15 protein-coding genes are annotated in these 12,192 nt (G+C 38.0%); all 15 read left to right on the plus strand.

The features are described from left to right. Positions 1-26: 26 nt before the first annotated feature. Positions 27-1,466 (plus strand): uroporphyrinogen-III C-methyltransferase, encoded by a 1,440-nt coding sequence (gene cobA / locus CEF16_RS00305; protein WP_091586112.1) that lies wholly within the window; start codon positions 27-29, stop codon positions 1,464-1,466. Between the two features lie 30 nt (positions 1,467-1,496). Next, on the plus strand, positions 1,497-2,261 hold the full coding sequence (locus CEF16_RS00310; protein ID WP_091586113.1) for a sirohydrochlorin chelatase: 765 nt from the start codon (positions 1,497-1,499) through the stop codon (positions 2,259-2,261). Beyond that, entirely contained in the window at positions 2,254-2,709 is a 456-nt protein-coding gene (locus tag CEF16_RS00315) for a precorrin-2 dehydrogenase/sirohydrochlorin ferrochelatase family protein (protein WP_170031438.1), read from the plus strand. The genes CEF16_RS00310 and CEF16_RS00315 overlap by 8 nt, the downstream gene beginning before the upstream one ends. A 164-nt stretch (positions 2,710-2,873) precedes the next feature. Further along, positions 2,874-4,592 (plus strand): M20/M25/M40 family metallo-hydrolase, encoded by a 1,719-nt coding sequence (locus tag CEF16_RS00320; protein ID WP_245917728.1) that lies wholly within the window; start codon positions 2,874-2,876, stop codon positions 4,590-4,592. A 115-nt stretch (positions 4,593-4,707) separates the two neighbouring features. Beyond that, entirely contained in the window at positions 4,708-5,349 is a 642-nt protein-coding gene (locus CEF16_RS00325) for a thiamine diphosphokinase (protein WP_211295838.1), read from the plus strand. Between the two features lie 94 nt (positions 5,350-5,443). Continuing rightward, positions 5,444-6,751, plus strand: coding sequence for a Na+/H+ antiporter family protein (locus CEF16_RS00330; protein WP_091586117.1), 1,308 nt, complete (start codon positions 5,444-5,446; stop codon positions 6,749-6,751). 375 nt (positions 6,752-7,126) lie between these two features. Beyond that, positions 7,127-8,431, plus strand: a complete 1,305-nt coding sequence (locus CEF16_RS00335) for a lysine N(6)-hydroxylase/L-ornithine N(5)-oxygenase family protein (protein WP_091586119.1) — start codon at positions 7,127-7,129, stop codon at positions 8,429-8,431. A gap of 171 nt (positions 8,432-8,602) precedes the next feature. Beyond that, on the plus strand, positions 8,603-8,848 hold the full coding sequence (locus CEF16_RS00340; RefSeq protein ID WP_091586121.1) for a hypothetical protein: 246 nt from the start codon (positions 8,603-8,605) through the stop codon (positions 8,846-8,848). A gap of 85 nt (positions 8,849-8,933) precedes the next feature. Further along, on the plus strand, positions 8,934-9,254 hold the full coding sequence (locus CEF16_RS00345; RefSeq protein WP_091586123.1) for a helix-turn-helix domain-containing protein: 321 nt from the start codon (positions 8,934-8,936) through the stop codon (positions 9,252-9,254). Positions 9,255-9,456: 202 nt separating this feature from the next. Beyond that, positions 9,457-9,669, plus strand: a complete 213-nt coding sequence (locus tag CEF16_RS23490; protein WP_170031441.1) for a transposase — start codon at positions 9,457-9,459, stop codon at positions 9,667-9,669. Positions 9,670-9,724: 55 nt separating this feature from the next. Continuing rightward, positions 9,725-10,156 carry a DDE-type integrase/transposase/recombinase gene (locus CEF16_RS00350; protein WP_245917955.1) on the plus strand — a complete coding sequence of 144 codons (432 nt, stop codon included), beginning with the start codon at positions 9,725-9,727 and terminating at the stop codon, positions 10,154-10,156. Between the two features lie 3 nt (positions 10,157-10,159). After that, positions 10,160-10,312: an IS3 family transposase gene (locus CEF16_RS00355; protein WP_091586126.1), complete on the plus strand. Its 153-nt coding sequence runs from the start codon at positions 10,160-10,162 to the stop codon at positions 10,310-10,312. A 168-nt stretch (positions 10,313-10,480) separates the two neighbouring features. Next, positions 10,481-10,861, plus strand: a complete 381-nt coding sequence (locus CEF16_RS00360; RefSeq protein WP_091586128.1) for a hypothetical protein — start codon at positions 10,481-10,483, stop codon at positions 10,859-10,861. Positions 10,862-10,887: 26 nt separating this feature from the next. Next, positions 10,888-11,490 carry a ribonuclease H gene (rnhA, locus tag CEF16_RS00365; protein ID WP_091586130.1) on the plus strand — a complete coding sequence of 201 codons (603 nt, stop codon included), beginning with the start codon at positions 10,888-10,890 and terminating at the stop codon, positions 11,488-11,490. 71 nt (positions 11,491-11,561) lie between these two features. Beyond that, positions 11,562-12,074, plus strand: a complete 513-nt coding sequence (locus tag CEF16_RS00370) for a type 1 glutamine amidotransferase domain-containing protein (protein ID WP_091586132.1) — start codon at positions 11,562-11,564, stop codon at positions 12,072-12,074. Positions 12,075-12,192: the final 118 nt, after the last annotated feature.

Here is a 12,192-nt window from a genome sequence, read left to right on the forward strand (position 1 = left end):
AATGGCGAAGGTGGGGAGGACCAAAAATGAAAGAAGGAAAAGTATATTTGGTAGGGGCAGGTCCCGGTGATGCAGGCTTAATTACAATAAAAGGGGAAGAATGCTTAAAAAATGCTGATGTCATTCTATATGACCGGCTTGTTAACCCTCTTTTACTTGAAAAAGCAAAAGAAAGTGCAGACCGAATTTATTGCGGTAAGCTGCCAGACCGTCACCACCTCCGTCAAGATGCCATTCAGCAGCTCATGGTTGAAAAAGCGAGAGAGGGGCTTGACGTTGTTCGTTTAAAAGGAGGCGACCCTGGGATTTTTGGAAGATCAGGCGAAGAAGCTGCGGCTTTAAAGGAAGCCGGGATTGTATATGAAGTCGTTCCAGGAATAACATCAGGCATAGCAGCTCCTCTTTATGCAGGTATTCCAGTTACACACCGCAACATTTCAGGAAGCTTTGCTGCAGTTACAGGCCATAGTAACTCAGAGAATGGACAGCCTTCTCCGAATTGGAAAGCACTAGCTAAAGCAGTGGATACGATTGCTTTTTACATGGGAGTAAAAAATCTTCCGGCTATTACGGAAAAATTAATTTATTTTGGAAAGCCAGAGCATACTCCGGTATTGATTATAGAATGGGGAACTACAGGAAGGCAGCGGGTGATCGATGGAACACTTGCTGATATTTCTGAGAAAGCAAAAATGGAGCAAGTACAGAATCCTGCGATAACGCTGGTTGGAGAGGTAGCAGCTCTGCGTGAAAATTTGTCATGGTTTGAGCATAAGGCTTTACACGGCAGATATGTATGGGTAGTTAAAACGTCCCCTCAGCCAGGAAAAATTGCTAAAACCTTGATAAATAATGGTGCAGAGGTATTGGAAGCTCCGAGATTCATAGAAGAAGATTCTAATACACCAATCCCTGACGATTTAGCTCATTTTGATTCTCTGGTCTTTCATTCAGATGACAGTGTCTCTTTATTTTTTGAAACGCTAAGAAAACAAAAAATAGATATCCGCCGCCTGCCGGAAAGGGTTTATGCTCGTTCTAAACGAACGAAAAAGAAACTAGAACAGCATGGAATTTTTCCGTTTTTAGAGGAAGCGCCAGCAGACGATAAGTCTTTGCTTATTGGAAAAAAAGAAGATTTACCTTCAGATAATGATCATAAAGTGGATTGGATAAGCCATGCATTAAAGGTCAGTCCCCAAACTCGTAAAACAACAGCAAGAATCGTAAATGATAATCTTATTAATACAATTGTACTGCCTTGTGCTAAAGCGGTAGATACCCTTTTAACTGAACTGGACGTTTTAGGAGTGTCTGCAGTAGAATGGGTAAATAATAAAACAATTATTTGCTATGGCCCGCAAACAAAAGAAGCAGCTCAAGCTGCAGGTTTGAATGTCTACTGTACACTGTCTAAACCAGAAAACGAAGAATTGCTTCATAGTTTTTCTGCTTTAAAACGATAATTTTCTATATTTTTAATAAAGGGTGATCCAATGCAAGGAGTACTTTACGTAGGCCACGGCAGCAGGGTTAATGAGGGGAATGACCAATTAAAAGCGTTCGTTGATATTGCAAAAAAAGAGATCGATGTTCCTATTCAAGAAACATGTTTTTTAGAATTGGCAGATCCTTCCATATTAGAAGGAGCAAGAAGGTGTATAGAACAGGGAGCGGAGTCATTAGCAGTGGTTCCGGTTTTATTGCTGGCAGCTGGTCATATCAAAAAAGATATTCCTGAAGAATTGGAAGAAGTTAAACGGAGGTACCCGGATTTAAACCTTCAATACGGTGAACCATTTGGCCTGGAAACAAAAATACTGCTAGTACTGCAGCAGAGGCTCGAAAAAATGGGATGGACGCATGAACAATCGGCAGATATTTTGCTTGTTGGCCGCGGCAGCAGCGATGAACAAGCTATTGATGATTTTCACGTTATTGCCTCACGTCTTAAAGAAGTAACGAAAGCTCAGAAAGTAGAGACAGCTTTTCTGGCTGCCGCTCGTCCTACTTTTGATGAAGGGCTCGAAAAAATAAAGCAGAGCCCTGCGGCTCACGTCTTTGTGGTGCCTTATCTTTTATTTACAGGAATACTTATGCAAGAAATGCAAATGAAAATTAATGCCGCCAATCAAGAAAGTGATACAAACATTCACTTGTGTGATTTTTTAGGGTTTGATGAACAGTTAATCACAATTCTGAAAAAACGGACAGAAGAGACTCTTCAACAACCTGAATTTTTAGCAGATGAGCATGTTTAATTTCCCTGTTTTTATCAACCTTGAAAATAAGGATGTTGTAGTGATTGGCGGCGGCAGTGTTGCGAATCGAAAAGTAAAAAAACTATTATCTGCATCTGCAAAGGTTACCGTGGTAGCACCAGAACTCCATTCCGAGTTGGAACCTCTTTATACGAACGGAAAGATTCATTGGTTAAAAGAGAGCTGCAAACCCAAACATTTAACCTCTGCTTTTATGGTCATATCTGCATCTGGCAATAAAGAAGCTCAACACATTATTAATAGTACGGTTGCTCCTCATCAGTTAGTAAACGGGGCAGACAATCCATCCATCGGAAATATAGCTTTTCCGGCTTCTTTTGAAGAAGAGGACTATCATATTGCTATCTCAACAAAAGGAAAAAATCCATCTGCAGCAAAAAAATTAAAACAACAACTTCAAAAATGGTTTCACCCTAGAGAACAATAGGGAACAGGAGCCCCCAACTTTTGGGAAGGCTCCTTGTTTGGTTAGAAGGCGTACCGGTAAGCACGTTGAAAACATAATATACCAAAAACTCTTTCCTTGCGGCTTGATGAAAAGGAAGAGATAATAAAAAAAGAGGCTCAGCAAGGAATGGAGGGAGCAGCGAAATGAAGCAAACAAAGGCAGAAAAGCGAACAGCTCTTTCCCCTAAAGAATTGTTTCAGACTATTTCTCTATCAAAGGATATGTCTGACAGTTTAGAACGGATAACTACTGCTTTAATGAATATACCAAGCGTTACAGATACAATAGGTGAAAAAGAATTGGCAGATTATCTTTTTGCCTTTTTACGAGAATTTCCATATTTTCAAAGGTATCCAGCTCAATTATGGGAGCAGCCCCTTCCAAATGACCAGCTTCAGCGTAAAAATGTGTTTGCTTTAGTAAAAGGTGAAAACATTTCTTCAAATAAAACGGTAGTGTATCACTCACATATGGATACCGTAGGCATCAAAGACTTTGGCTTTTTAAAAAAGTTTGCCTTTAATTCAAAGAAGCTGTCCCAACATTTTGCCAGCTCTAGTCAAAATGCAGTACTAAAAGAAGAAGCTGAAAGCGGCGACTGGTTATTTGGCAGAGGGTCTGTTGACATGAAAAGCGGCATTGCGGTTCATCTAATGAATCTATTTTCGTTTAGTGAACAGATAGAAGAATTAAATGGAAACGTTTTACTTCTGCTTAACCCAGCAGAAGAAAATGATCATTCTGGAATCATGGAAGCGGTGAGGGAATTTCAAAGACTAGAAGAAGAGGAGTCATTAGAGTTATCCCTTGCCATCAATAATGATTACACCACCGCTCTCTACGATAACGATCCAAACCGCTATATATATACAGGCTCAGCTGGTAAAATTCTTCCTTGTTTTAGTATTTTTGGAAGAGAAGCACACGTAGGAGAAACATTATCTGGTATTGATCCGACGTTCATTTCATCTGAGTTAAACAGGCGAATTAACTACAATATGAATTTAACAGAACGAATGGAAGGGGAGCTTGTTTTGCCCCCGACTTGTTTATATCAAAGAGATAATAAAGAATCTTATAATGTACAGACTGCGCTTAGCAGCAGATTATATTTTAATTATTTTATTTACAAAGAAAGCCCTAAAAACATATTAGACACTCTCCTCAAAGAAACCAAAGCAGCCTGTGAAGAGGTTAAGAATCATATGAAAGATCAGCACCTCAATTTTTTGGCGTATACTCACATGCCTGCCTCTGAGCACCTGGACTGGGAAATTGAAGTGATGACTTTAAAAGAGTATTGTGTACATTTAGAAAAGAAAGGTATACATTCAAGCCTGCTATGGGATGAGGTATTAAACAACAGTGACACTACTGATAAAAGGGAACTCTGCTTTGAATTAGTAGAGAGACTGCATGAAGAAGATCCAGATAAAAAACCGATGGTGATATTGTTTTTAGCACCGCCATTTATCCCTTATAATCATTTGGATGAAGGTATTAAAATCGAAAAAGAAATACTTGATCTATTACAAGAAACAATGGAAGAAGCGGAGAGGGAGTTTGGAGAAACGTTTGTAATGAAACGGTTTTTTCCGTTTTTATCTGACAGCAGCTTTTTGTCATTAAAAGAAACAGGAGAAGAAGCGAATTACCTGAGAGAAAACTTTCCTGAGATGGAAAAAATTTATCCGATTCCGATGCAAACAATTCAAAAATTGAATTTACCTGCGGTAAATCTCGGTGTTTATGGAAAAGATGCGCATAAACGTTCGGAACGGTTATTTAAGCCTTACAGCTTCAATACGCTGCCGGACTTGATTCAAAAAGTAACACTAAAAATGCTGAATCGCGAACAATGACCTTGAGTAACACTCAGTACTCAATGCCAGCGTTAGATCAGTTGCAGAGCCGCTATCTGCATTTTTCTCGATTAAGTATATGTCGGAGTCACTTTTATTAGAAAGTAGGATCTTAATGAGAGTACTATTGTTTGCCGGAGGTGCTTTGTTTCCGGAAGCTTTTCAAGAAATTACAGAAGATGATGTATTAATTGGAGTGGACAGCGGAGCTTGGGCTCTACTAGAGCACGGTTTTTCTCCTGATGCAGCTATCGGTGATTTTGATTCAGTCACTATCGAACAAACAGAATATATTATTCAATGCTCCAAAGAGGTAATTAGTTGTGACGCATATGATAAAGACAAAACGGATACGGAAATGGGGCTTGAATTTGCTTTAGATAAAAAACCAGACAGCATAAAAATGTTTGGTGTCACAGGTTCGAGACTTGATCACACTTTAGCTAACTTACATCTTTTAGAAAAAGCGTTAGAAAAAAGGATTGAAACAGAGATCATTGATCAGCAGAATAAGTTATTTTTAGTGGCGGATTATAAAATCATAGAAAAGGATACTTATTCTTATGTCTCCATTCTGCCAATGACTGAAAAGGCTGAAGGAGTAACATTAAAAGGGTTTTTATATCCATTAAATGAAGCCTTGCTGCTGCGAAAGGAAGCGTTGGGTATAAGTAATAAAATAGTAAATAAAGCAGCAGAAATAGTTGTAAAAAGTGGACTGCTTCTTGTGATAAAAAGTAGAGATGGGAAAGAATGACACATTTGAAATAACAATTAAGTATTGCACCAGTCTAATATGGCCCTTATACTTTAATTTGGCAGAGAGCTAAATGGAAAAGGGGTCTTTTTTTATGATTACCGTTATTATATCTGTACTAGTTATGATTCTTCTTAGTCTTTTCCGGGTAAATGTGGTACTTGCTATACTTGCTGCTGGCGTTACAGCTGGGCTGATGTCAGGATTAGGCTTAAATGATGCGCTTGATCTGTTGATTACAGGAATGGGAGGTCAGGCGGAAACAGCCTTGAGTTATATCCTGCTAGGGGTTTTTGCTATGATGATTGGCTACTCAGGGATAACTGGGGTATTGGTCTCATCTCTTGTACGCGTATTAAAAGGAAAGCGCGGCTTCTTAATTATGGTCATAGCAGCAGCTGCTTGTTTATCTCAAAATGTTATACCTGTACACATTGCTTTTATCCCGATACTTATTCCTCCATTACTAAAGCTGTTTGATGAAATGAGTATCGATCGGCGGGCTGTAGCATCGGCTTTAACATTTGGTTTAAAAGCGCCATATGTTATGCTTCCCGTTGGCTTTGGTTTTATATTTCATAACACGATTGCTCAGGAGATGGCAGCAAGCGGTATGGAGGTAGCAGTAAATGATATTTGGAAAGCGATGTTTATTCCGGGTCTAGGGATGATTGCCGGACTTCTCATTGCTGTCTTTGTTACGTATCGAAATCCAAGAAAATTAGAGGCAGAACACAAAGCATCGACGGATCCTTCAGGTTATCAGGACACAGGAGGTTCTCCATTCACAATAAAACATACCTTTACGATATTAGCAGTCTTAGCTGCACTTATCATTCAAATCGGAATGGATTCTCTTATATTTGGAGCGTTAACCGGCATTATTCTTATGTTTATTTTTAGAGTTGTTCCCTTCCGTCATGGCGATGACATGGTCAATGATGGGGTCAAATTGATGGGTATGATTGCTTTTGTTATGCTGATTGCTTCAGGTTTTGCAAATGTCCTTGAGGAAACTAGAGCTGTAGACGACATGGTTTCTAATGCGGTAAATGCAGCAGGAGGAGCAAATGTAATGACAGCTGCTATTATGCTGCTTGCAGGTTTGGTTGTGACAATGGGTATTGGTACTTCCTTCGGTACGATTCCTATTTTAGCAGCTTTGTTTGTGCCATTTTGTATGAGTGTCGGTTTTTCTCCGCTAGCTACTGTTGCGCTAATAGGAACAGCAGGTGCTATGGGGGATGCCGGATCACCAGCTTCTGACAGTACGTTAGGTCCTACTTCTGGCTTAAATGCAGATGGAAGGCATCATCACATTTGGGACACATGCGTGCCAACGTTTCTTCATTATAATATACCATTGTTTTTATTCGGTTTAATAGCTGCCGTTATATTATAATAATAACACCACCTAAATTAGGTGGTGTTATTTCATGGGGCTGTCCCATAAGTCGAGTCGGCTAAATTTTTTAATTAACTTCAGCTTAAATACCGTAGACAAAAGCGTTGTCAGCTAAGAAAAAGGATCTTTTACTAACGCGTCCTGTGGAAGTACGGCCGACATTAGAACGTCCGGTTCGTCAAAGCAACAGCTGAAGATCTCGCAGTGAGCGGTCTTTGCTTACGAGGAAGCTGAAGCATTGCCCTCGGCAAAGAAGACACTACGAGAACGATCAAAGAGAGTTTGAGTAGATGTCGCACTTGTGCCCTGAGGGTGAAAGCGAAGTTTTGGTACAGCCACTTAAAATTGTAATGTGAAGAAAGGTAGAGATCGATGAATACAAAAAATCTTTATGATGTAATTGGAGTTGGAATTGGTCCATTTAATTTGGGATTAGCCGCTTTACTAGAACGGGTTGATAATATAAACGGCCTTTTTTTTGAACAAAATAGTACGTTTGAATGGCATCCTGGAATGCTGCTTGAGGGTACTGTACTAAATTCGCCTTTCCTTGCTGATCTTGTCACCTTTGCAGATCCAACTAGCCCTTACACAATAATAAATTACTTACATAAGCATAATCGATTATACCAATTTTATTTTAATAAAGATTTGAAAATTCCGAGAAAAGAATATAATTCATATGCAAAATGGGTCGCTAATAAGCTCACCGCTTGTCATTTCGGATATCGAGTAACCGATGTAGAAGAAATCCCGGAAAAAGAGTGTTATAAAGTGCAAGTATTACATGTTAACAACGGAGAAAAGCATACCTATTTCACCCGCCATGTGGTAGTTGGTACTGGAAGCACTCCGCTTTTCCCTCCAGAATTAGATGAAAAAATTGATGAAGACATCTATCACAGCAGTTTATATGGACTGAAAAAAGAACGGATAAAAAATGGAGATAAGATTATGATCGTTGGATCAGGACAAAGTGCAGCTGAAATATTTTATGATCTGCTCGAGGACCAAAAACACTATGATTATGACCTTACTTGGTTTACCCGTTCAGCAGGTTTCTATCAGTCAGAAGCAGCAAAACTGGCCAGGGAGGTGTTTTCGCCCGATTTTATTAAATACTTTCGTTCGTTAGGGTTTGACGCCAGACTAGAAGCACTGCCTGAACTGGATAAAGGGAGAAAAGGAATAGAACAAGAAACGCTTATGAAAATTTATGAATTACTCTATCACCGTTCTATTGAAAGAAAGGATCCTTCTGTTACCTTACAGCCAATGACAGAAATAAAAGATATTAAACGAAAGAATAAAGAATATAACGTATACTGCGAACAGTGGCAAAAGGGTGAAAGGTTTGAAAAAACAGCAGATAAAGTAATTTTAGCGACAGGATACAAACCAAACATTCCTAATTGGATAAGAAAAATGGCTGATAATTTAGTTTGGGAAGATAATAAAAGGTATAAAGTGGATGAGTACTACCGTCTTGTTTTTAATGATGAGAGATCACATTATATTTATACATTAACTAATATAGACCATTCCCATGGGACCGCTGCAACAAATCTAGCTTTATCGGTTTTAAGAAACCAAACGATTATAAACGATATGTGTGGTTTTGAACTCTATCCACTTCAATATGATACAATTTTTCAGCAATTTTCGCTTAAAAAATAAACATGCATATTTTTTGGTAAAAAGGTACAAACTCTTATCACTAACTTATTTTTCCTATTGTGCTTAGTTGAAAAAATGTAATAATATGTAAAATCTGCTTCGCACGTTTGGGAAATGTATGTGATGGAAATCAAAATACCGTCAGTAAAAACTACAGAAGGAGGAATTTTAATGAATAAGAAGTTACTTTACTCTGCATTGTCCGGTGTGTTAGCTGTTGGCGTATTGGCTGCTTGCGGTGGAGTAGAAGAAGAAGATCCAGCAATGGAAGGTGATAATGGTGGAGGAGAAGAGGATGTAGAAATTGAAGATGATGCAGAAAACGGCGGTGGCATGGAAGACGAAGGCAATGAAGACGGCGGTATGGAAGATGAAGAAAATGAAAATGGCGGAATGGAAGAAGAAGAGGAAGAATAATACCAGCATCTTATAAAAAGAGCCCTTAATTGGGTGCCGACCTCCGAAAGTTAGAGTAGAAAATCTAACTTTCGGGGGTGTTTTTATGGCCAAATATAGTGAAGAGTTTAAAATAAAGCTTGTTACCGAATATTTAAATGGAAATCTTGGATATAAATCATTAGCGAAAAAATACAATATGCCCTCTCAAACACCAATACAAGATTGGATAAGAGCCTATAAAACAAAAGGGATAGAGGGATTAAAGCGAAGAAAAATAAAGGAAGCGTACTCTGTTCCATTTAAAATGGATACGATACAATTTATGGTAGAGACAGGTGCTTCTTTTCAGGAAACTGCTGAACAATTTAGATTGAATAATCCTTCATTAATTCAGTTGGATGAAACTTTAATGAACAAGGGATAGAAGGCCTGAAACCAAGATTAAAGGGGCGACCTTCTATGTCTAAAAACACCAATAAACCAAAGAAAAAAGAAGAGAAGAAGTTAACCACGTAAAGAAGAACTAGAACGCGAGAATGAATTATTGCGACTAGAAAATGCCTACCTAAAAAAATGAGAGCTTTTCGAGAGAATCCGGATGCCTTCCACGAAAAGCACAAGCAAAGGTGGCATTCGAACTCAAAGAAGAGGGATTCCGATTAAAAGATATTCTCCTCGTCGTGGGTATTCCAGAAGCAACCTACCACTACCATGTTAAAAATTTTGACAGAGAAGATTCGGACTCAGAATTAAAAAAAATCATCACGGATTTATTTAAAAAGTTTCATGAACGTTATGGTTATAAACGGATCACGAGAGAAATTAGGACATTCTATTAACCATAAAAAAGTGTATCGCATAATGCGAGAATTGGGATTAACATGTGTGAAATTTATGAGGAAATCTCGTAAATACAATTCTTATAAGGGGAACGTTGGAAAAGTAGCGAAAAACAGATTATCCCGCCGCTTTAGCACACCTATCCCTCTACAAAAAGTAGTAACCGACATTACAGAATTCAAATGTCTAGGCGAAGAGAAGTTATATTTAAATCCGATTCTTGACCTTTATAACGGGGAAATTATTGCTTATAATATCAAGAAACGTCCCACGTTAGATCTTGTCATAGAACCTTTAAAAGAAACAATAGAGATAATAAAGAATCGTGCAACCTATCGCACCGCCATCCATTCCGATCAAGGCTGGCATTACCAGCACAACCAATGGGTGAGGACATTAAAAGAAAATAAAGTATTCCAAAGCATGTTACGTAAAGCAACCTGCGCAGACAGTGCTTCGATAGAATTTCTTTGTGTTTTAAAGTAAGAAATGTATTATGGGGAAGAGTTAGTAAGCTATGAAGAATTAAAAAGGCGGATTGAAGAATATATCTATTGGTACAACCATGAACGATCAAAAGAAAAATTGGCTGGTTTAAGTCCAGTCGAATACCGAACACAACCCAGCCAATCAGCTGCATAATAAAAACTCTAACTTTTAGGGGTAACCACCTTGGGGCTCTTTTTTTGTACATGAAGAAAGTTGAACTTTTTTAATAGGTAAGTTTTCTTTTGTTGAAATTTAAGATAAGTAATGCAGCAGCAATAATAAATAATAAGAATTAATTTATCATTGAAGGGGGAAAACGTAATGTCAGGGAAAGAATTGATATTTATCATCATTCTGCCTTCTACTGCAGCTATAATAACAATGTTCGTAACTCTTGCGATGCAATGGATGCTTGAAAAAGAAGTAAATCATAAACAACCCTTTTTTCTCTTTCATATTGTGAATATAATATTTATTGTATTGATGTGCGGAACAAGTTCTATTGTATTTTATGGTTTAATTCTGAAAGGGCTGGAAATAAAAGGGTGGTTGGCTACATTTTTAAATGCCTACGTGTATCCTCTCCCCTTGATTATTCTCCTTTACGCTTTAACGGTACCGTTTTTCCGTTCTTATATGCAGCCTTATCGTATAAAAAGAGACACTAATATCGTGTACTTAAAAAACAGCGGTAAAAAATGAAAAAATTTATAGGAGTGTTGTTAATAATGGCAAAAAAGAAATTCTATGTTGTTTGGAAAGGAAGAAAACCAGGTATATATAGCAGCTGGTCGGAATGTGAAAAACAAGTTAAAGGATTTTCAGGGGCGTCCTTTCGTTCTTTCTTATCAAAAGAAGAAGCAGAACGTGCATTTAATAATGAAAATAAGGATATTCTTCCCGTTAATAAGGAAAGCAATCAACCATACATAGAAGAAAGCATTTCAGTGGACGCAGGCTCTCATGGCAATCCTGGTTTTGTAGAGTATAAGGGCGTTTGTACAAAAACTGGAGAGGTAATATTTTCTCATCCTGGAATAGATATGGGAACGAATAATATGGGCGAATTTTTAGCAATCGTCCATGCCCTTTCATATTGCCAAAAGAATAATATCAAAAAACCAATATACACAGATTCTGGCACAGCGATGAACTGGGTGAAAAAAAAGAAAGCAAATTCAAGCTTAAAGCGTTCAAAAGAAACAGAGGAAATTTGGAACTTAGTTGAACGAGCGGAAAACTGGCTGAAACATAATGAGTGGAACAACCCTATTTTAAAGTGGAACACAAAGGAATGGGGAGAAATAAAAGCAGACTATGGAAGAAAATGATGTTTAAAGGAAAATGTGAAGGGTATAAATACCAACGTGGCTATGAGAGAAACACGAAGGAGTGATAAATGATGAGTAAAAAAATCGCAACAGTCATGACGAATATGTTTGAAGACTCCGAGTATACGAGCCCAAAAGAAGCTTTTGAAAAAGAAGGTCATAAATTAACTGTCATTGAGAAAGAAAAAGGTAAGACAGTGGAAGGGAAAAATGGAGAAGTGAAAGCCACAGTTGATGCTGCAAGTGAGGATGTGAATCCTTCTGATTTTGATGCCTTATTTATTCCAGGTGGTTTTTCTCCTGATATGCTGCGTGCAGATGAACGATTTGTGAAATTTGCTAAACATTTTATAAATGAAAATAAACCTGTATTTGCTATTTGTCACGGCCCGCAGCTTCTAATAACAGCAAAAGCATTAGAAGGACGCAAAGTGACCGGCTTTACTTCAATACTTGTAGATCTTGAATATGCAAAAGCAGATGTGCATGATGAAGAAGTGGTTGTTTGCAATAATCTTGTTACAAGCCGCACCCCTGATGATTTACCAGCATTTAACCGAGAATCAATAAAACAGCTTCAATAAACCATTAAGAAAAGGGCAGTCGTTCCAGGCTGTCCTTTTTCTTATACTTTAGGAATGTTTAACTTTGTTAAAGAATCGAAGTATAAACATTTGACTCGGCGGCAAGCCGAGTTTTTCT

This window comes from Alteribacillus bidgolensis (assembly GCF_002886255.1).
GTDB lineage: Bacteria > Bacillota > Bacilli > Bacillales > Marinococcaceae > Alteribacillus > Alteribacillus bidgolensis.